The sequence below is a fragment of the Pseudocitrobacter faecalis genome (assembly GCF_965231525.1).
GTDB lineage: Bacteria > Pseudomonadota > Gammaproteobacteria > Enterobacterales > Enterobacteriaceae > Pseudocitrobacter > Pseudocitrobacter faecalis.
In genome coordinates this window covers 1,142,653-1,163,850 of the sequence record NZ_CBDDNJ010000002.1, presented here as the reverse complement: position 1 = coordinate 1,163,850, position 21,198 = coordinate 1,142,653, and the positions used below count along the sequence as shown (strand labels likewise).

At 54.1% G+C, this 21,198-nt stretch carries 18 protein-coding genes; 7 read left to right on the top strand and 11 right to left on the bottom strand.

Going from position 1 to position 21,198, the window contains the following annotated elements; all coding sequences use genetic code 11:
• The first annotated feature begins 63 nt into the window (after positions 1 to 63).
• The 4 genes from ACOXYR_RS06075 (at position 64) to sanA (ending at position 2,998) form a co-directional block, all read left to right on the top strand.
• Entirely contained in the window at positions 64 to 462 is a 399-nt protein-coding gene (locus ACOXYR_RS06075; protein ID WP_149462463.1) for a CidA/LrgA family protein, read from the top strand.
• Entirely contained in the window at positions 459 to 1,154 is a 696-nt protein-coding gene (locus tag ACOXYR_RS06070; RefSeq protein ID WP_189622791.1) for a CidB/LrgB family autolysis modulator, read from the top strand. The genes ACOXYR_RS06075 and ACOXYR_RS06070 overlap by 4 nt, the downstream gene beginning before the upstream one ends.
• Before the next feature lie 126 nt (positions 1,155 to 1,280).
• Complete coding sequence (cdd, locus tag ACOXYR_RS06065; protein WP_189622790.1) at positions 1,281 to 2,165, top strand: cytidine deaminase; 885 nt, start codon at positions 1,281 to 1,283, stop codon at positions 2,163 to 2,165.
• A gap of 122 nt (positions 2,166 to 2,287) precedes the next feature.
• On the top strand, positions 2,288 to 2,998 hold the full coding sequence (gene sanA / locus ACOXYR_RS06060) for an outer membrane permeability protein SanA (RefSeq protein ID WP_015963741.1): 711 nt from the start codon (positions 2,288 to 2,290) through the stop codon (positions 2,996 to 2,998).
• A gap of 259 nt (positions 2,999 to 3,257) precedes the next feature.
• Here sanA and mglC read toward each other — a convergent pair whose 3' ends face one another.
• The 7 genes from mglC to ACOXYR_RS06025 form a co-directional block, all read right to left on the bottom strand.
• Positions 3,258 to 4,268 carry a galactose/methyl galactoside ABC transporter permease MglC gene (gene mglC / locus ACOXYR_RS06055; RefSeq protein ID WP_015963738.1) on the bottom strand — a complete coding sequence of 337 codons (1,011 nt, stop codon included), beginning with the start codon at positions 4,266 to 4,268 and terminating at the stop codon, positions 3,258 to 3,260.
• Positions 4,269 to 4,283: 15 nt separating this feature from the next.
• A complete protein-coding gene (gene mglA, locus ACOXYR_RS06050) occupies positions 4,284 to 5,804 on the bottom strand; it encodes a galactose/methyl galactoside ABC transporter ATP-binding protein MglA (protein ID WP_421355515.1) in 1,521 nt (506 codons plus the stop codon).
• Between the two features lie 102 nt (positions 5,805 to 5,906).
• Complete coding sequence (mglB, locus tag ACOXYR_RS06045) at positions 5,907 to 6,905, bottom strand: galactose/glucose ABC transporter substrate-binding protein MglB (protein WP_108473663.1); 999 nt, start codon at positions 6,903 to 6,905, stop codon at positions 5,907 to 5,909.
• A gap of 293 nt (positions 6,906 to 7,198) precedes the next feature.
• Complete coding sequence (gene galS, locus ACOXYR_RS06040; RefSeq protein ID WP_421355546.1) at positions 7,199 to 8,221, bottom strand: HTH-type transcriptional regulator GalS; 1,023 nt, start codon at positions 8,219 to 8,221, stop codon at positions 7,199 to 7,201.
• A gap of 155 nt (positions 8,222 to 8,376) precedes the next feature.
• Entirely contained in the window at positions 8,377 to 9,534 is a 1,158-nt protein-coding gene (gene yeiB / locus ACOXYR_RS06035) for a DUF418 domain-containing protein YeiB (protein WP_421355514.1), read from the bottom strand.
• A 14-nt stretch (positions 9,535 to 9,548) separates the two neighbouring features.
• Positions 9,549 to 10,217, bottom strand: coding sequence for a GTP cyclohydrolase I FolE (gene folE, locus ACOXYR_RS06030; RefSeq protein WP_041686408.1), 669 nt, complete (start codon positions 10,215 to 10,217; stop codon positions 9,549 to 9,551).
• A gap of 101 nt (positions 10,218 to 10,318) precedes the next feature.
• Complete coding sequence (locus ACOXYR_RS06025; RefSeq protein WP_415728234.1) at positions 10,319 to 11,467, bottom strand: YbfB/YjiJ family MFS transporter; 1,149 nt, start codon at positions 11,465 to 11,467, stop codon at positions 10,319 to 10,321.
• A 138-nt stretch (positions 11,468 to 11,605) separates the two neighbouring features.
• On the opposite strand from ACOXYR_RS06025, the gene fghA reads away from it, so the two are divergent.
• Entirely contained in the window at positions 11,606 to 12,442 is an 837-nt protein-coding gene (gene fghA, locus ACOXYR_RS06020) for an S-formylglutathione hydrolase (RefSeq protein ID WP_421355513.1), read from the top strand.
• A gap of 105 nt (positions 12,443 to 12,547) precedes the next feature.
• Here the strand turns inward: fghA and cirA are convergent, their stop codons facing one another.
• From cirA to yieE, 3 genes are all read right to left on the bottom strand, one after another.
• On the bottom strand, positions 12,548 to 14,518 hold the full coding sequence (cirA, locus tag ACOXYR_RS06015; protein ID WP_421355512.1) for a catecholate siderophore receptor CirA: 1,971 nt from the start codon (positions 14,516 to 14,518) through the stop codon (positions 12,548 to 12,550).
• A gap of 336 nt (positions 14,519 to 14,854) precedes the next feature.
• Entirely contained in the window at positions 14,855 to 16,324 is a 1,470-nt protein-coding gene (locus ACOXYR_RS06010) for an amino acid permease (RefSeq protein WP_108473657.1), read from the bottom strand.
• A 163-nt stretch (positions 16,325 to 16,487) separates the two neighbouring features.
• The gene (gene yieE, locus ACOXYR_RS06005) at positions 16,488 to 17,357 is read right to left on the bottom strand and encodes a DNA-binding transcriptional regulator YeiE (RefSeq protein WP_015963728.1); all 870 of its coding nucleotides are present in this window, start codon (positions 17,355 to 17,357) and stop codon (positions 16,488 to 16,490) included.
• Between the two features lie 118 nt (positions 17,358 to 17,475).
• On the opposite strand from yieE, the gene ACOXYR_RS06000 reads away from it, so the two are divergent.
• Together ACOXYR_RS06000 and nfo are read left to right on the top strand one after the other, a co-directional pair.
• Positions 17,476 to 18,525 (top strand): YeiH family protein, encoded by a 1,050-nt coding sequence (locus tag ACOXYR_RS06000; RefSeq protein WP_189622785.1) that lies wholly within the window; start codon positions 17,476 to 17,478, stop codon positions 18,523 to 18,525.
• Positions 18,526 to 18,605: 80 nt separating this feature from the next.
• Entirely contained in the window at positions 18,606 to 19,463 is an 858-nt protein-coding gene (gene nfo / locus ACOXYR_RS05995; RefSeq protein ID WP_015963726.1) for a deoxyribonuclease IV, read from the top strand.
• 46 nt (positions 19,464 to 19,509) lie between these two features.
• Here nfo and fruA read toward each other — a convergent pair whose 3' ends face one another.
• Positions 19,510 to 21,195, bottom strand: coding sequence for a PTS fructose transporter subunit IIBC (gene fruA / locus ACOXYR_RS05990; protein WP_189622784.1), 1,686 nt, complete (start codon positions 21,193 to 21,195; stop codon positions 19,510 to 19,512).
• Positions 21,196 to 21,198: the final 3 nt, after the last annotated feature.

Here is a 21,198-nt window from a genome sequence, read left to right as displayed (position 1 = left end):
TGATCAGTAGCACATTTCTGGCTTTAATTGTATGATGAATGCGTTCCATCAAGGGTAACCAACATGAGCAAATCGCTGAATATTATCTGGCAATACCTGCGTGCTTTCGTCCTGATATATGCCTGTTTATATGCGGGAATCTTTATCGCCTCGCTGCTACCGATCACCATCCCCGGCAGTATTATCGGGATGCTAATTATGTTCGTTTTACTGGCACTGCAAATTCTGCCGTCGAAGTGGGTTTTGCCGGGCTGCTACATTCTTATCCGCTACATGGCGCTGCTGTTCGTGCCCATCGGCGTGGGCGTGATGCAATATTACGACCTGCTGAGCGCCCAGTTCGGCCCTATCGTCGTCTCCTGCGCGGTCAGTACGCTCGTCGTTTTCCTGGTGGTGAGCTGGAGTTCGCACATTATTCATGGCGAGCGCAAAGTGGTTGGTCAAAAAGGAACTGACGAATGATGCACTCTATCTGGTGGTCGTTGCCGCTGACGCTGGCGGTCTTTTTTGCCGCACGCTGGCTGGCCGCACGGGTCAAATTCCCGCTACTGAATCCGCTGCTGGTGGCGATGGTGGTGATTATTCCCATCCTGCTACTGACAGGTACACCTTACGATCACTATTTTCAGGGCAGCAAAGTCCTGAACGATCTGCTGCAACCGGCGGTCGTGGCTCTTGCTTTCCCGCTGTATGAACAGTTACATCAAATCCGCGCGCGCTGGAAATCGATTATCACCATCTGCTTTTTCGGCAGCGTGGTCGCGATGATTACCGGTACCTCGGTGGCGCTGTTAATGGGCGCATCGCCTGAAATTGCCGCCTCTATTTTACCGAAGTCGGTCACGACGCCGATTGCAATGGCGGTTGGCGGCAGCATTGGCGGCATTCCAGCGATTAGCGCTGTCTGCGTGATTTTCGTCGGGATCCTGGGCGCGGTATTTGGCCATACCCTGCTGAACCTGATGCGCATTAATACCAAAGCCGCGCGTGGCCTGGCGATGGGGACAGCTTCGCACGCCCTCGGTACTGCCCGTTGTGCAGAAGTCGATTATCAGGAAGGCGCGTTCAGTTCGCTGGCACTGGTGCTGTGCGGGATTATTACCTCGCTCGTCGCCCCGTTCCTGTTCCCGATTATTCTCTCTGTGGTCGGCTAAAATGCGACAAGTCACACATTTTGTAAAACGATTGCATGTGTTGCATAAATAATGAGATTTAGATCACTCATTTAAGCGTGATCGGCACGTACACTGTTTACCCTTACACTGTTACGAGGCAACGACATGCATCCACGTTTTCAATCTGCTTTTTCGCAACTGCCTGCGGACCTGCAAACAGCCATCGCCCCTGTGCTGGCTGATGCACACTTCTCCGCAATGCTGAGCGCCGGGCAGGTCTCATCGCTGCGTAGCGCGACAGGACTGGACGAAGACGCGTTGGCCTTCGCGCTCCTGCCGCTGGCTGCCGCCTGCGCGCGCGCCGACCTTTCCCACTTCAACGTTGGCGCCATTGCGCGCGGCGTCAGTGGGAACTGGTATTTCGGCGGCAATATGGAATTTCTGGGCGCGACCATGCAACAAACCGTCCATGCCGAGCAAAGCGCCATCAGCCACGCCTGGCTGCGCGGTGAAAAAGCCCTTGCGGCGATCACCGTTAACTACACCCCTTGCGGTCACTGCCGTCAGTTTATGAATGAACTGAACAGCGGGCTGGCGCTGCGCATCAACCTGCCGGGCCGTACGCCGCATACGCTGAAGGATTATTTGCCGGACGCGTTTGGGCCAAAAGATCTCGACATCAAAACGCTGTTGATGGATGAGCAGGATCACGGTTACCCACTGGAAGGCGATGCGTTAACTCAGGCTGCCATTAAAGCCGCGAATAAAAGCCACACCCCATACAGCAAATCGCCTTCTGGCGTGGCGCTGGAACTGGCTGATGGTACGATTTTCAGCGGCAGCTACGCTGAGAATGCGGCCTTCAACCCAACGTTACCGCCGTTGCAGGGTGCGCTGAATCTGTTAAGCCTGCATGGCTATGATTATCCTGCCATTACCCGCGCGATGCTTGCTGAACGCGCCGATGCGCCGCTCATCCAGTGGGATGCGACGGTGGCGACGCTCAAAGCGTTAGGCTGCCAGAACATCGACCGCGTCCTTCTCGGTTAATCATTCAGTGCGGGCGAAAGCCCGCAACTGGCGAATTTCCCTGCAATTAACGCGCTGATTCTTGCTCTTAAGCGGCGGGTACAGTAGCCTGAAGACTCCTTTTCACCATCATTGAGCCTTTTATGTTGAAGCGCGTGTTTTACAGCCTGTTAGTCCTGCTCGGCCTGCTGCTGTTGACCGTGTTAGGTCTTGATCGGTGGATGAGCTGGAAAACCGCGCCGTATATCTATGACGATCTGCAGGATCTCCCATACCGCCAGGTCGGTGTGGTATTAGGCACCGCTAAGTATTATCGCAAAGGCGTCATTAATCAGTATTACCGTTATCGTATTCAGGGTGCGCTTAATGCTTATAACAGCGGCAAGGTGAATTATCTGCTGCTGAGCGGCGATAACGCACTGCAAAGCTATAACGAGCCGATGACCATGCGCAAAGATTTCATTGCCGCTGGCGTCGACCCGGCGGATATCGTGCTCGACTACGCCGGTTTCCGTACGCTTGATTCCATCGTTCGCACACGTAAGGTCTTCGATACCAACGATTTTATTATCATCACCCAACGCTTCCACTGCGAACGCGCGCTGTTTATCGCGCTGCATATGGGCATTCAGGCCCAGTGCTACGCCGTGCCTTCGCCGAAAGATATGTGGAACGTTCGCCTGCGTGAATTCGGTGCGCGATTTGGTGCGCTGGCCGATCTCTACGTCTTTAAACGTGAACCGCGATTTTTAGGCCCGCTCATTCCGATTCCGACACAGCATGAAGTGCCGGAAGATGCCCAGGGCTACCCGGCAGTGACGCCGGAGCAGTTGCTGAAATTGCAGAAACCGTAATGTGTAAAATATTACGCATTACGTAACGCCGGAACAGATTATGACAATGCCTGCGAATAATAAAATCAATAATTCGATAGCAACGGTCAATAAAGTATTCAGGCCTTTTGGCTTACAAATGGGTTTAATGCCCACAACACCCAGTCGGCTGATTAATTTGCTCGGTACGGTAAAAAATAACGACATCATGACAGGCCGCGTGTAAATCATAAACAAAAGCCCGAAGCCAGACAGCTTCGGGCTTTTTGTTATCCGTGACTTATTTCTTACGCGCGTATTTCAGTGAATCCAGCGCTACGGCGAAGATAATAATTGCCCCTTTAATAATGTACTGCCAGTACGGGTTAACGCCGATGTAGGTCAGACCATAGTTGATAACCGTAAAGATAATCACACCGGTGACCACACCAAGCACCGTACCCACGCCGCCACTGAAGGAAACCCCTCCCACAACGCAGGCTGCAATGGCATCCAGCTCATACATAAAGCCAAGGTTGTTGGTCGCAGAACCAATTCGCCCCGCTTCCAGTAGACCGCCGAAAGCGTAGAACACACCGGACAGCGCATAGATAACCAGCAGGTTTACCGCCACGTTCACGCCGGAAACTTTCGCCGCTTCCGGGTTACCGCCGATGGCGAAAATGTTTTTACCGAAGCGGGTTTTGTTCCACAGCACCCAGACAAACGCTACGGCAATCAACGCATAGAACGTAATGTAGGAGAGACGGAAACTGCCGAGCGCAATAAAGCCCTGCGCAAAAGTGGAGAAGCCGCTATCAAAACCAGAAATCGGCGAGGCGCCCACAAAGTCGTAATACAGGGAGTTAATCCCGTACACAATAATCATGGTACCCAGGGTGGTAATAAACGGCGTCACGTTCAGATAAGCAATAATAATGCCGTTGATCAGGCCGATGATCGCACCAATCGCGCAGACAATCAGGATGACCAGCGCAATCGGCATGGTCGCCATTTCCGGGAACACCTTGTTGGCGTTATCCACGGATTGGAGCAGCGTCGCGGCAATCACCGCCGCCAGCCCTACCTGGCGACCAGCAGACAGGTCAGTACCCTGGGTGACAATCAACCCCGCCACCCCAAGCGCGATGATAATACGTACAGAAGACTGGGTCAGGATGTTACTTAAGTTCAGCAAACTTAAAAACGTCGGGTCCTGAAAAATAATAATCGCCAGCAGAACTAAAAGAACGACGTAAATACCGCCCTCTTTCAGATAAGTGAGAAAGCTTTTTTTATTTAACGCACTCATGTCGAGCCCCTGATCTTAAAGGTGCAATGACGCAAGACGGAGAATTTCGTTTTGCGTTGTTGTTTTTGTGTCTACAATTCCGGCAACCAGACCGTTGCTCATTACCAGAATGCGATCGGTAATGCCCAGCAGTTCCGGCATTTCGGATGAGATAATAATGATCCCTTTATCTTTCTTGGCCAGCTCAGCAATCAGCTGATATATTTCAAATTTCGCACCGACGTCAATCCCGCGTGTCGGTTCATCGAGCATTAAAATTTCAGGCTGGGTTAACAGCCAGCGGCCAATAATGACCTTTTGCTGGTTTCCGCCGGAGAGTGAACCAATTTGCGTATGGTGGCCCGGCGTTTTCACGCGCATGGAATCGATAACCCATTGGGTATCGCTCTTCATGCGGGAATTATCGAGTAGGCCGACTTTGTTCTTATAATTTTTAATATTGGAGATCAGCGAATTAAAGCCGATATCCAGATAAGCATAAATACCGGTTGAGCGCCGCTCTTCAGTCACCAGTGCGAAGCCGTTATTGATGGCTTCATTGGCATTGTGGTTATTAATTTTTTTACCGTGCAGGGTTATGGTACCGGACGATTTTTCACGCACGCCAAACAGCGTTTCGACGATGTCGGTACGTTTTGCCCCCACCAGCCCGGCAATACCCAGGATTTCACCTTTACGCAGCTGGAACGATACATCACGGATAGACGGTTGACGCAGCGAGGTCAGATTCTGCACGTCCAGAATAACCTCACCAGGCGTATTGGAACGATCCGGGAAGCGCTGGTTCAGCGAGCGGCCCACCATCATGGCGATAATCTTATCCATATCCAGCCCTTCCAACGGCTGGGTGGCGATCCACTGACCATCACGCAGAACGGTGATTTCATCACATAACTGGAAGATCTCTTCCATTTTGTGAGAGATATACACGATGCCGCAACCGCGATCTTTGAGCTTGCGAATAATCGTAAACAGGTGATTGACTTCTTTCTCGGTCAGAGACGATGTCGGCTCATCCATAATGACGATTTTAGCGTTATAAGAAAACGCTTTGGCGATTTCAATCATCTGCATTTGCGAAACGGATAGCGTGCCAACACGCGCGCGCGGGTCGATATCGATATCCAGTTCATCAAAAATCGCTTTGGTGTCGCGATACATTTTGTCCTGATCGACAAACACGCCTTTGGCCGGGTAACGCCCCAGCCACATGTTATCCATCACGGAGCGTTGCAGTACCAGGTTCAGTTCCTGGTGCACCATCGAAATACCATTTTCCAGCGCTTCTTTTGCCGAATGGAAATCGATCTCTTTGCCCTGAAAAATAATGCTACCGGAATCTTTTTGATAGATCCCAAACAGGCATTTTAATAACGTCGATTTTCCGGCGCCATTCTCCCCCATCAGTGCATGGATTGAATGCGGGCGAACCTTTAAATTAACATTATCGAGTGCCTTAACGCCTGGAAACGACTTGTTGATATGGCTCATTTCCAACAAGAATTCGCCCGACGACTCTCTATTATCGCTGACCATAGTTTTACCTGGCTGCTGGTTTTTAATGGCTATTTACGCGAAATAGCCATGGTCTTAATCGTCAATAAAGGGCGCACTCACGCGCGCCCAAAGAATATAAAATTACTTGTTGGTAAATTCGCTGAGGTTTTCTTTATCGACGCCGACATACGGCACGCGAACCACTTTATTTTCAATTTTCCAGTTCGTGCCTTCCGCCGCGGCTTTACCATCCGCCAGGTTTTTCGCCAGATCGAATGTGGCTTTCGCCTGGTTGTTAGCATCGTTCAGAACCGTACCGGCCATTGCGCCGGATTTAACCAGCGCCAGTGCTTCTGGCAGGGCATCAACGCCGAAGACCGGAATGCTGCTCTTGTTGTGCGCTTTCAGTGCTTCAACCGCACCCATTGCCATCGCATCGTTGTTGGCGATAACCACTTCGATTTTGTTAGCGTTCGGGCCAGAAAGCCACGCGTCCATTTTGTCTTTCGCCTGTGCGGTATCCCACATCGCGGTATCTAACTGCAGCTGCTGGGTTTTCAGCCCTTTGTCGTTCAGCTCTTTAATCACGTAGGTGGTACGCGCTTCCGCATCCGGGTGTCCCGGTTCGCCTTTCAGCAGCACGAATTGAACCTGACCATCTTTGTTCAGATCCCAGTTCGGGTTAGCCGCCCAGTGTTTGGCAATCAAATCACCCTGAATGATACCGGACTCTTTCGAATCGGTGCCCACGTAATAGGCTTTGTCGTAGCTGTCCAGCGCCTTACGGGAAGGTTCTTTGTTAAAGAAAACGATAGGCACATTCTGGCCGCGCGCTTTCTCAATGACCGTGCCTGCCGCCGCCGGGTCAACCAGGTTGATCGCCAGCGCTTTAACGCCCTTCGCCAGCAGGACGTCAATCTGGTCGTTCTGCTTGGACTGGTCGTTCTGGGAGTCGTTCATCAGTAGCTGTACATCCGGCGCTGCTTTGCCGTCTTTTTCGATAGCTTTGCGGACCACGGACATAAAGTTATCGTCATACTTATAGATCGTCACACCAATGCGGGTATCAGCAGCGTGCGCCGCGGCACCGAATAACATGCTTGCCATCACAGCAGACAGGGTTAACACCTTCTTATTCATGGTATCTCCGGTTTTATTATGCAGGGTAGTTCGTATGGAAAAAGTCGGCGGGCAGTGTTAAAGAAACGTTACTGCACGACGAAATTCATTCTTAAGTAAAATTACTCTTCCGTGGTCGATAACGCTCCAGAGTGCGCTTTATTGCTTGCTTTTGGCTTGACTGCTATACAAAAAGTGATTAATCACCGTGATGTCATATTCGGCCTTTACAAACGCTGACATCATAGTCAGCGCAATGTTAATATACTGTGAAATCACTCACAGATTGAAAACGGTTACATCGGGTCATGAAATCAGTTAGTGACGGGCAGCACAGATTGCCGCTGCGCCACCGAATGACGTCGAACCAGCGTTGGCATAAAACAATGCGTTGCCGACGCATCCAGTTTCCCTGCCGCCCCCAGTAAAGCCAGTTCGGTCGCCAGTTTTGCCATGGAAACAATCGGGTAGCGAATGGTGGTGAGTTGTGGATCGGTGTAACGCGCCAGCGGAATATCATCAAAACCGATGATTGAAACCTGCTGTGGCACCGCAACGCCGTTGTCTTTTAGTGCCGTGAGCGCGCCCGCAGCCATATTATCGTTATAGGAAAACACCGCCGTCAGGCCCGGATTGCGTCCCAGCAGTTCAACCATTGCGGCTTCTCCACCCTGCATATCCGGCGATCCGGTTCCGATCCAGTTGTCAGGCGCCGTGATGCCCTGCTCGCGTAATGCCCGTTGCCAGCCTTCACGGCGTAAGTCTTCATCTTCAATCTGATGACTTGAGGCAAGATAACCAATGCGCTGGTGACCGTGATTCAATAATGTGCGCGTAGCCATGACTGCGCCACTGACGTTGTCCAGCCCCACGCAACGATGTGCATACCCCGGTACGATGCGGTTAATCAGCACCATTCCCGGAATATGATCCATAAAATCGCCCAGTTCGCGATCGCTGAGGGCTTTTGAGTGCACGATAAGCGCGCTGCATCGCTGGCGGATCAACACCTCAATGGCGTTACGCTCTTTTTCCGCTTCATGGTAGCTGTTGCCGATAAGTACATATTTTTGCTGTAACTGAGCAATGGTATCGACGGCTTTTACCAGCGCGCCAAAAAAGGGATCGGAGACGTCCATCACTACCACGCCGATGGTATCGCTCGCCTGCGTCGCCAGCGCCTGTGCATTGGCGTTAGGTCGATAGCCCAGCGCCGCCACCGCTTTCATTACCGTTTCGCGCGTTTCGGGGCTAACCAGCGCGCTATTATTCAGCACGCGAGAAACCGTTGCCACCGATACACCCGCCTGACGCGCCACGTCACGAATGGTGATCATCGCCACCGCCCTGCTGTGCATTGCTGCCATTCATAGCCAAACCCTCTTTCTGGGAAGAGCGCTATTCTGGCAATGAATGCACCAGCGCTACGTGAAGAAGGTCACACGGCTGGAAACGGTTACATCCGTTTTGTTAATGATTGTGATCCAGATCGTTATCTTAATGTTTTGCGTAAGGACACACCAGAAGCGCGTGCGGTGAGCTGTCGCCAGAGCCATTCGAGCGGCCCCTGACGGAAATAACGCAGCCACAGCAGCGAGAAGACAATGTTAACCAGCCAGACCGGCACGACAAATGCCAGCAACGTCAGGCGGTCAAATTTCATAAAGAGATCAAACCGATAGAACAGCGTGGTGCAGATAAGCGTTTGCAGTATGTAGTTTGAGAGCGCCATTCGTCCCACGCAGGCGATAGCCATCGCCAGCCGGGAATGGCAGATTTGCGGCCAGAATCCCCACGCCAGCGCCGCGTAGCCCAGCGTTTGCAGCGGCGCGCTCAGTTCACGTGGTGCCTGAAGCAGAAAAGCACACCAGCGATAATCCCAGCCCAACTGCCACTGCACAATAATCGCCGGCAGGTTGATCAACATGCCAATAGCAATCAGCGATGCGCCGGTTCGCCGGTAATGCCGCAGGCTAAACTGCCCTTTCAGCCAGCCGCTGCGCATCAGCGCCGCCCCCATCAGCATCATCCCCGCCAGTTGCCAGCCATACTGCGCGCCAAGCGCCAGCAGGTTTGCAGACAGCATATCCACCCGATTGCTGATGGCTTCTCTGCCGCCGGTCACCTTCCAGAAGTGTTCATAAAGCAGCGTGGAGGCATCCGGCACCCAGGAGCGACTCTCCCCCGAGTCGGCAATCAGCCCCAGCAGCACCAGCAAGCCGACGCCCACCAGGTATAGCATCGCCCCGGTTTTAAACAGTGATTTCACATCGCGCGCGTCGCGGATTAAACGCCAGCTAATTAATCCCACCAGCGCATAGGCCAGCAGAATATCGCCGTCCCAGAGGAGTAAACCGTGAATAAAGCCGAGTAAAGCAAGCAGCGTTAAGCGTGACTGGATCCAGCGTTTGCCGCGAGGCAGAAGCAGTTGCAGACCTGCACCAAATAGCAGCGCAAACAGCGTGAGGAATTTGACCTGCGCGAAGAGGTCGAGCACCGCCCAGGTCCAGGCATCGCGTGAGGTGATATCGCCATACCAGGCGGGGTTAAGATAGGCGGCTTTGGGCAAGCCAAAGCCGTTAATATTCAGCAGCAGGATACCGAGGATAGCCACGCCCCGCACAAAATCCAGGGTGACATTTCGTTCCATGTATCCTGCCCCGCTTAGTTGTGGTGGCGCACGGCGCGCAAGAATTCCTGACGGGTATTCTGGCTGGATTTAAACAGGCCGCCGAGCGAGGTCGTGGTCGTCGCGCTGGTGGCATCACGAATGCCGCGCGCTTTCACGCAATAATGCACCGCATCAATGGAAACCGCCACGTTGTTGGTTCCCAGCAGGGTTTGCAGCGCGGTGAGAATTTGCTGCGTGAGACGCTCCTGCACCTGCGGGCGCTGAGCGAAGAACTGCACGATACGGTTGATTTTGGACAACCCAATCACCGACTCTTTCGGGATGTACGCCACCGTCGCTTTACCATCGATGGTCACAAAATGGTGTTCACAGGTGCTGGTGAGGGTGATGTCGCGCACGGTCACCATTTCATCAACCTTCATTTTGTTTTCAATGACGGTGATTTTCGGGAAATTGGCGTAATCGAGGCCAGAGAAAATCTCATCAACATACATTTTGGCGATGCGATGCGGGGTTTCCATCAAACTGTCATCACTCAGATCGAGATTCAGCAACTGCATAATCTCGGTCATATGCCCTGAAATCAGACGCTTACGGGTTTCATTATCCATTTCGCGCACCGGTGGGCGCAGCGGCGTTTCCAGCCCACGAGCAACCAATGCTTCATGAACCAGTGCAGCTTCTTTACTCAGTGATGACATCTTTTTTTCTCCAGCAGGTGGGGCACTCCGCCCTTCATGGGGCAAAGTTTGCACTTATTGTGCGTGAGGCCGCGCACATAATCCAGTATTCGTAACGATAATTATTGCAATTGCTGCTGCCTTGCATGCTCTGGTCGCCATACCAGTACGCCGCCAATAAACAGCGCCAGCGCCGCGACGCCAAGCGCAGGGTCCAGGCGATGCGTAAGCCAGGTCGATAACGCCGAGGTCATTGGGCCAACCAATTGACCGACTGCATAGCCGGTAGTCAGCAATCCGGCCATATAGCGCGAGTGACGCGGCGCCAGCTCCCGCCCATATAACAGCGAAAGCTGCACCGCGCAAAGGAAGCCGCCACCCACCAGCGCTGCCCCCAGGGCTAAGCCCGGCAAGCCGGGTACCAGCCACGCGAACAGCACGCCAATCCCCTGCAACCACAGAACCACCGCCAGACGGTGATGGCTTTTACCCAGGTGACGCATCGCAATACTCAGAGCGATACCGATTACCGACGCAACGCCAAATATCGGCCAGACAAACTGGGCGAACAGGCTACCGGGAAAGCGCTGCGAGGCCATTTGTGAGAGAAAAGTCGCGGGCAAAATATAGCCGAATCCCGCCAGGCTGTAGCTCCAGACCAGACGTTTGAGGTCGGCGGTTAAATGTAGCGGTTCGGGCGTTGTGCCTGACGGATGCAGCGCGCCAGGATGCGGCAACCAGCGCGCCACCAGAATAATCAGCACTAACGCCAGCAGGCCATAAAGCAGCCAGCCCTGCGACGCGGTCAGCGACTGAGAGTGGATCCACACCGCCAGCAGGCCGCTCAGTGCAATTCCCGCGCCTGGCCCCGCGAAAACAGCGGCACTCAACCCAACATGGCCTGACTGCGCAAGACGCTCGTTGGTCCAGGCGGCGGTGAGCACCAGCGCCCAACCGCTCATGCAGCCCAGAATCAGGCGCAGTATACCGTGCAGCCAGGCATTATCGGCCCACGCGGAAAGCAGCGTGAACACCACCGCCCCGGCAATGCCCAGATACAAGCGCGTTTCAACGTGACGCTGCGCGCGCATCGCATCCCACGCGCCAATCAGATAGCCCAGATAGTTCATCGCCGCCACCAGCCCGGCGCTGGTCAGCGTCAGCTGGTTGTCAGCCATCATTAATGGCACCTGGGGGGTAAAGGCAAAGCGCCCTATCCCCATAATCACCACCAGCACCGTAAAACCGCTGAATGCGATGCGTAAGGCCATATCGCCTCAATTGTTAACAATAAGTTATATGTATGATGCGATATATCAGGTCGATGCGGAAGTGAAAGTTACTCAACGGCGATGAATTATCTGTATGATGATCCCAGTATTTCTGTTTTTGAATATAAGGAGCCTTGCATGGAATTGCTTGAAGAACATCGTTGTTTTGAAGGCTGGCAACAACGCTGGCGGCACGACTCCACTACGTTGAACTGCGCCATGACGTTCAGCATCTTTTTACCGCCAACGCAGGGGACAACCCCGCCGCCGGTACTTTACTGGCTATCCGGCTTGACCTGTACGGACGAGAATTTCACCACGAAAGCGAACGCACAGCGCGTTGCCGCTGAGTTGGGCATAGTGCTGGTGATGCCCGATACCAGCCCGCGCGGCGCGGATGTCGCTAATGATGATGGCTATGATCTGGGCCAGGGTGCGGGTTTTTATCTGAACGCCACGCAGCAGCCGTGGGCGGCACATTTCCGAATGTATGACTATATTCGCGATGAGCTACCAGCCCTGATTCAGGATAAGTTCAATGTCAGCGATCGCTGTGCTATCAGCGGTCACTCAATGGGCGGCCACGGCGCACTGCTGCTGGCGCTGAAGAATCCGGATAAATATGTGAGCGCATCGGCGTTTGCCCCTATTGTGAACCCAGCCACTGTGCCGTGGGGTAAGAAAGCGTTTACAGCGTATCTGGGTGAGGATCAATCCGCCTGGGCGCAGTGGGACAGTTGTGCGTTGTTGCATGAGAGCCATGCTGATGCGGCGATTCCGATGCTTATCGATCAGGGTGACAACGATCAGTTCCTGGCCGATCAACTGCAGCCTGCGGTATTCGCGGAGATCGCGCGGCAAAAAGACTGGCCGCTGACGCTGCGCATTCAGCCGGGTTACGATCACAGTTATTTCTTTATTGCGTCGTTTATTGAGGATCATCTGCGCTTCCATGCGCAGTATTTGTTGAAGTAAGCGTGGGTTGCCGGATGCGGCTACGCCTTATCCGGCCTACGCGTGCATATGAACTGGTAGGTCGGATAAGGCGTCGCCGCATCCGACCTTACCGCTACCGCACCATCAGAAGCGGTAATCCACCGCCATAAAGTAGCGACGACCATCTTCGTTATAGCTGTAGTCATCACGACTCAGGTCTTTATCCCCCAGGTTGAGCACACCGGCACGCAGCTTAACGTTTTGCGTGGCCTGCCATGCGCCGCCCAGATCCCAGGTCGTGTAGCCGCCCGGCGTTTTCGACGTTGCGCTCACCGCACGCTGTTCGCCGTTGTAACGCGCCGCAAGGTAGAACGACCAGTCCTGTACCGGCGTCCAGTCTACGCGACCGTTAGCCGTATGGAACGGTAGCTCCTTCAACGGCTTATTCCCGCCATTACTGAGATCGCGACCATCGTTGTAGGTGTAGTTCAGCGTCACTTTCCACTGCTCACCAAACGGCACTTTCAGCTCGGTTTCTACACCCTGAATTCGTGCTTTATTCACGTTGTAATACGCGAAAATTGGCTTGCCGCTGGAATCAAAACCGACGAAGTTGGAATAGCCTGGCGCTGCGCTGACATCAGAAGTACGCGCAATGTTGATCATATCTTCCACATCGTTGCGGAAGGTGGTCACGCTACCCTGCACGCCTTCCAGCCAGCCTTCTTCCCCCTGGTAGTAGAGGCCGATTTCCCAGCTTTCGCTGGTTTCGGGTTTCAGGTCAGGGCTCCCCACGATACGGCAGCCGCCGCGGCAGGAGTTAGTCGTCCAGTCGGGGCTCAATTGCAGCAACGATGGCGCTTTAAAGGCCGTTGCCCAGCCGCCTTTCACCGTAATGGTATCCGTCGCGCTATACACGAGGTAAGCACGCGGGCTCCAGTGGTCGCCATAGGTTTCGTGATCGTCCATACGAATACCGGTGGTCAGCGCCAGTGGTTCAAAAATACGCCATTCATCTTCAATAAACAGCGCGTACTGACTGGCAGAGGTCTCGCTGCTGGTGCCGCCAGTGAGGTTAACCGGATCTTTCAGCTTGTCGTGTCGCCATTCGCCACCGAACGTGATCAACTGGTTGATAGCGCCTACCGGCAGCACATATTTACCGTCGATGGTGTTGCTTTCTGAGGTGATTGGGCTGCTGTTGCCAGGATTCTTGTTATCGACTTTTTCGCCGTAGAACTTCAGCTCGCTGTTACCGACATCCCAACGACCGTTATGACTCAGGGAATAGTTTTGACGCTCAAGACGGTTCTTATCCAGCGAGTCTGAATTTCTGTCCTGACGGTCAAAACCGTAACCGGCGGTGATGTCCTGATTCTCCGTGGGGGTCCAGGCAAATTCGACGTTGGCGTCGCGGCTGGTAAAGCCTTCGATGCGCGGCGTTTCGCCGGTAGCGCTGGTGGTGGACGATTCCTGCTTATCTTTCTCACGTTTGGAGAGGCTACCAAAGGCTTTCACTCCCAGTACGCCATCCACCAATGGGCCGCTGGTAAAGAACTGGCCATTATAAGTATCGCCGCGATCGCGGTTTTCCTGAATGGTGGTATCAGCCGTGATGCTGCCCGTCCACTTCTGACCAATCTTTTTCGTGATGATGTTGACCACGCCGCCCAGCGCATCGGAACCGTAAAGTGAGGACATGGGCCCGCGCACCACTTCGATACGCTCGATGGAATCTGCCGGGATCCAGTTCAGGTCAAAATCGTTATGACGGAAAACGGCGTTGCGCGAATTCACGCGTTTACCATCGATGAGAATCAGAGTGTAGCTGCTGTCGAGGCCGCGAATACTCACGCCCTGGCGGTTATCGCCTTCGTTGGTGAGCTGTACGCCCGGCACTTCCTTGAGGATATCTTTCAGGTTTTGCACCGGCTTGCGTTGCAGATCTTCCTGAGTGATCACGCTGATACTGGCGGGGGCATCTTTGACGCTCTGCTCGGTTGCAGCTGCGGTGACGACCATTTGTTCGCCTTCAGTGGCGGCGGTAACCGGCAGCGCCAGTGACAAAGCGGACACGCAGAGCCCGCCCCGGACGAAGGGGTTTAACCTGAACATTCCAAATCTCCATGAGGTGAATACGTAATTATTTCAAAAGGGTATTGCTCACACTGACTGCTTCACGCTGCTGACCTTCAGCGCTTATTTTTTTATGCAGATGTGGCTGTCGCCTCTTGTCGGTCACGATTTACCGTAAGAGAGGGAGTGGCTTCATCCAGTATTAACGCGGAGATGATAAAGAGAATGATAACAATTATCAATTTACTTATTTAAAGTTATGTCAATATGTAATCGTTTAATTCTATCAATAGGGGAATAATCTTAGGCGGGATGTAATTTTGGGTAAAAAAAAGCCCTCTTTGCGTGAAGAGGGCTTCTCAGACAGAGCGCTAATTATTTCTTAAAGCGCTCCGGGAAGTGCATTTCGCTGTAGCGAACGAAGCGTGTTCCACGGCTCAGCTTGTAACCGAACCAGATAATCAGGAACAGCGGAATACCGATATAAGTCGCGGCAACAGCCCCCCAGTCGATGGTATCGGCCAGGAACGCTTCATAGTTCTGGCCCAGGGTGATAATCAGACACAGGACGAACGCGAAGATCGGCCCCAGCGGGAAGAACCCGGAACGGTACGGCAGATTGTTAATATCATTGCCCTGCATCACGTAACCACGACGGAAGCGATAGTGACTGATGGCTATCCCCAGCCAGGCGATGAAGCCTGTCATCCCGGAGGTGTTCAGCAGCCACAGGTAAACGGTCTGGTTGCCAAACATAGAGGTCAGGAAGCACAGGCCCGCAATCACCGTAGTTGCATACAGCGCGTTACGCGGCACGCCGCCTTTTGACAACTTCGAGAAGATACGCGGTGCTTTACCGTCGCACGCCAGGGTATAAAGCATACGCGTGGATGCGTACATCCCGGAGTTACCCGCCGACAGTACCGCCGTCAGGATAACGGCATTCATCACCGCGGCCGCTGAGAGCAGACCCGCGTGCTGGAAGACCAGGGTGAACGGGCTGACGCTGATGTCTTTAACATCATTACGCAGCAGGCTCGGATCGGTATACGGAATAATCAGGCTGATAATCAGAATGGCGAACACATAGAACAGCAGGATTCGCCAGAACACCTGACGCACCGCACGCGGAATGTTTTTCTCTGGATCTTCAGACTCCCCCGCCGCGATACCAATCAGCTCGGTGCCCTGGAAGGAGAAACCGACAATCATCGCCACGCCAATCATCGCCGACAAGCCACCGGCAAACGGCGCATCGCCGGTTGTCCAGTTGCTCCAGCCCACAGGCTGTGCACCTTTGAAGATGCCAATAATCATCATTACACCCACAACGATGAAGATGATGACGGTGGCGACTTTAATTAGCGAGAACCAGTATTCTGCTTCGCCGAAGCCTTTAACAGAGATGTAGTTAAGCAGGAAAATAACGCACAGGAACACAGCGCTCCAGATCCAGCCCGGCGTATCCGGGAACCACCAGCTCATCACCAGTTGTGCGGCGACCAGGTCAACGGCGATTGTCACCGCCCAGTTGTACCAGTAGTTCCAGCCCAGCGCGAAGCCGAAGCCCTCTTCAACATAGTTCTGACCATAAGTGGCGAACGAACCGGAAACCGGCATGTATGCCGCCAGTTCGCCCAGACTGGTCATCAGGAAGTACACCATCAGGCCAATCAGAATATAGGAGAATAACGCCCCGCCGGGGCCTGCTGCGGAAATGGTTGCGCCTGATGCGACAAAAAGGCCTGTACCGATTGAACCGCCAATGGCGATCATCGTCAGGTGACGCGCCTTGAGTTCGCGACGGAGCGCGGGCGCTTGTGTGGTTTTAGTTTCGGAACCCATGTGAAAATACTGTCCATCCAAAAATTGAGGCGCGATTGTAGCAGACGATAAGCGCATCATCTGGCAGAAATGCGCAGTTATAAGAGACCTTCATGATTAGCGGCCAATTATAAGTAAAGCAGTACATGCTGTGGCTGGCGAGTTTCTCGCCAGCTGGCGACCTCTATGAGATGGTGCAGTACGAGAGAAAACGCTGTAACGCATTAGACAGATGTTTCTGCCGATGATGAATGCGCCACAGCGTACGGTTCAGGCCCGGTAACGGCACCGTCACCTCAACCAGTTTTCCGCTTTCCAGCTGTTCGGCAATCACCCGACGGGACAGACAACTGATGCCGAGCCCGTGGCGCACCGCATGTTTGATGGCTTCTGAGTTGCCAAGCTCCATCCCCAGGCGGAACTGCGGCAAATGCGAAAGCAGCAGATAATCGACGATTTCGCGGGTACCGGAGCCTTTCTCACGCAAAATCCACGGCTGCGCCGACAAACGCGCGAGGGTCACCTCCCCTTCCAGCAATGGCGAATCCGGTGCGGCAAACACCACCAGTTCATCCTCCAGCCAAGGCTCCGCCACGATATCTGCTGAATGACACGGCCCCTCAATAAAACCGATATCCACGCGAAAATCCGCCACGGCATTAATAGCATCCTGGCTGTTGCCGACGCTGAGCTCAATCGGCAAATCAGGAAAATCCCGGCGATAGCGACCAATCATTTCCGGCAGGAGATAGTTACCTATAGTGCTACTGGCGTAGACGCGGATGGCACCGTTATCTTCCCGGAACAGTTGCTCAATTTCAGTTGCCTGTTCCAGCAGCGCCAGCGCGCGCGGATAAAGCAGACGTCCGTGCTCATTCACCACCAGCCGTTTACCGACGCGGTCAAAAAGCTGCACGCCCAGTTGCCCTTCGAGATCGGTTAACGCCGCGCTGACCGCAGACTGTGACAGCGCCAGCATCTGCGAGGCCTGGGTGGTGGAACCGCTTTTAAGTACTTCCGCGAACACTTCAAGCTGTCGCAGCGTGATATGCATATCTTTCCTGCCCGTTAAATCGGTGCTTACCAGTTATTACGATTAATTATAAATATATAATCAATTTTATCTTTAAACCAGCACGGCGTAATCTTTTGCCCAGACAAAGGAGAAGGTTATGGCAGAAATCACATTACGCGAACCTCATCGTACTGTAAGACACTATCTCCCCGGGCTGGCGCTTAGCGCGGTGATCACCGGGGCGGCACTGTGGGCCGGGGGTATTCCCGCTATTTCAGGCGCAGGCTTCAGTGCATTAACGCTGGCTATCCTGCTGGGGATGGTCATCGGTAACACGGTTTACCCTAAAATCTGGCAGTCCTGCGACGGCGGCGTCCTGTTTGCCAAACAGCACCTGCTGCGGCTCGGTATCATTCTTTATGGCTTCCGCCTGACGTTTTCGCAAATTGCTGAAGTGGGCGTCAGCGGGATTGCCACCGATGCCCTCACGCTGACCAGCACCTTTTTACTGGCCTGTTGGTTGGGGCAAAAGGTATTTGGTTTGGATAAACAAACCAGCTGGCTGATTGGTGCGGGTAGCAGTATCTGTGGTGCGGCAGCCGTACTGGCGACGGAACCGGTGGTAAAAGCAGAAGCGAGTAAAGTGACCGTAGCAGTCGCGACCGTCGTTATCTTCGGTACGCTGGCTATTTTCCTTTACCCGGCGATGTACCCACTGCTGGCGCACTGGTTCACCCCGGAAACCTACGGTATCTATATTGGTTCAACCATGCACGAAGTGGCGCAGGTGGTTGCTGCGGGTCATGCGATTAACCCGGATGCGGAAAACGCGGCGGTGATATCGAAAATGCTGCGTGTGATGATGCTGGCTCCGTTCCTGCTCATTCTGGCAGCGCGCGTGAAGCAGCTTGCTCCGGCGGGCAGCGGTCAGAAAAGTAAAATCACTATCCCCTGGTTTGCGGTGCTGTTCATTGTGGTCGCGATTTTCAACTCCTTCCACCTGTTGCCGAAAGCCGTAGTGGATGTGCTGGTGACGCTGGATACAGTACTGCTGGCAATGGCGATGGCGGCACTGGGCTTAACCACCCACGTGAGCGCGTTGAAAAAAGCCGGTGCAAAACCGATGCTGATGGCGCTGGTGCTGTTCATCTGGTTAATCGTCGGCGGTGGCGCTATCAACCTTGCGGTTCACGCCCTGATGGCATAATCCATCACGACTTCTCCCTGTTAACCCGCTATGATTACGGTTTGCTTTCCCCTCCTCTGGCGGGTTTAACAGGAGTCGTTATGAAATACATTGGAGCGCACGTGAGCGCCTCCGGCGGCGTAGCCAACGCCGCCATTCGTGCAGCAGAATTAGAAGCGACCGCTTTCGCCCTGTTCACCAAAAATCAGCGCCAGTGGCGCGCCGCCCCTCTCACAACCGAAGTGATTGATGATTTCAAAGCGGCCTGCGAAAAATATCACTACACCGCCGCGCAGATCCTCCCCCACGACAGCTATCTGATTAACCTCGGTCACCCTGTGGAAGAGGCGCTGGAAAAATCTCGCGAAGCTTTTATTGATGAGCTCAGCCGCTGCCAGCAGCTTGGCCTGACGCTGCTGAACTTCCACCCCGGCAGCCACCTGATGCAAATTGATGAAGATAAGTGCCTGGCGCGTATCGCTGAATCCATCAACATCGCGCTGGCGCAAACCGAAGGCGTGACCGCGGTGATTGAAAACACGGCCGGTCAGGGCAGCAACCTTGGCTTTAAATTCGAACATCTGGCGGCCATCATCGACGGTGTGGAAGATAAATCCCGCGTCGGCGTCTGCATTGATACCTGCCACGCCTTTGCCGCCGGATACGATCTGCGTACGACTGACGAATGTGCAAAAACCTTTGCCGAATTTGAGCGTATCGTGGGCTTTAACTACCTGCGCGGGATGCACCTCAATGATGCGAAAAGCGCCTTCGGCAGCCGCGTCGACCGCCATAACAGCCTCGGTGAAGGCAATATCGGCCACGATGCCTTCCGCTGGATTATGCAGGACAACCGTTTTGACGGTATTCCGCTAATTCTGGAAACCACAAACCCGGATATCTGGGCTGAAGAGATTGCGTGGCTGAAAGCGCAGCAAACTGAAACGGCGGAAGCCTGATGTAAAAAAGGGCCGAAGATTCGGCCCTTTTATCGTTTAAGCACGCTTACGCCGCTTTCGCGACCCCTTCCGCGTCAGCACGTTTCACCACCGCGTAGGACAAGCCTGCCACCAGCGTACCCGCCACAATCGCCAGCAGATAACCCAGAACCGGAGTGATTGCGCCAGGGATCAGCAGAACAAACAGACCGCCGTGCGGCGCCATCAGTTTTGCGCCTACCGCCATGGAGATAGCGCCGGTGATTGCGCCGCCAACGATACAGCATGGCAGAACACGCATCGGGTCACGCGCTGCGAAAGGAATTGCCCCTTCAGAGATGAAGCACAGACCCAGCACCAGCGCCGCCTTACCGCCTTCACGCTGACCTTTATCAAACTTGTTGCGCGCAACCAGCGTTGCAACGCCCATCGCCAGCGGTGGCACCATGCCCGCGGCCATAATTGCTGCCATCGGCGCGTAGGTTTGTGTACTGAGCAGACCGACGCCGAAGGCATACGCCGCTTTATTCACCGGGCCACCCATGTCGGTACACATCATACCGCCGAGAATGGCACCCAGCAGAACGGCATTCGCCGTGCCCATGGTTTGCAGCCAGTGCGTCAGACCCGCCAGGATACCGGCAACCGGTTTACCGATAAGGTAGATCATCGCCAGGCCAACGATCAGGCTGGAGATCAGCGGAATGATCAGAATCGGTTTCAGCGCCTCCATGCTCGGCGGCAGTTTCAGCTTCGTGCTGATGGCTTTCGCCACGTAACCGGCGAGGAAGCCCGCGATGATACCGCCGATGAAGCCTGAACCGGTGCTCACGGCTAACATACCGCCAATCAGACCCGGCGTCAGGCCAGGACGGTCAGCAATTGAGAAGGCAATGAAGCCCGCCAGAACAGGAACCATCAGGGCAAAGGCTGAACCACCGCCGATTTGCATCAGCGCGGCAGCCAGCGTGTCCGGTACTTCGAACGCTTTGATACCAAAGGCAAAGGAGAGCGCGATACACAGGCCGCCCGCCACCACCATCGGCAGCATGTAAGAAACACCGGTCAGCAGGTGGCGATAAGCGCCGCCGCCCTCTTTCTTCGCGCTGGTCGCGGCCTGGGTTTGGCCGGTCGGTTGATACGGCTTCGCTTCGGCCAGGGCTTTATCAAACTCCTGCGCCGTTTTCTTCAGCGCCAGGCCGGTCGAGGTGCGATACATCGGTTTACCGGCGAACTTCGCCAGATCCACTTCGATATCCGCCGCCACAATAACCAAATCGGCCTGCTCAACTTCTTCCGGGGTGATGGCATTGCCTGCGCCCACGGAGCCGCGGGTTTCAACCTTCACCCACATACCGCGTTTTTTGGCTTCGGTTTCAATTGCTTCCGCCGCCATAAAAGTATGTGCTACGCCTGTCGGGCACGCGGTGACCGCCACGATGCGTTTGACCGCGCCAGAGGTTGTCGGTGCCGCGATAGCCGGTGCTTCGTAAGGCAGCGCATGACCTTTCGCTTCGCCAAGGAACAGTTCTGGATGCGCGACTGCGCGATTGATATCACCGAGATAGACCTTCTTTCCGACCAGAGCGTTGTCTGTTGGTAAGGCTGATCCCAGCACAATCACCAGTTCCGCATCGTTCGGGTTATCAATCAGTTCGAGCTTTGCTTTTTGTGCCGCCGCGCTCAGCAGGGTTTTCGCCATGTAGGCGCGAGCCTGTCCGAGTCCGGCATCAATAATCAGCAGCGTTCTCATGAT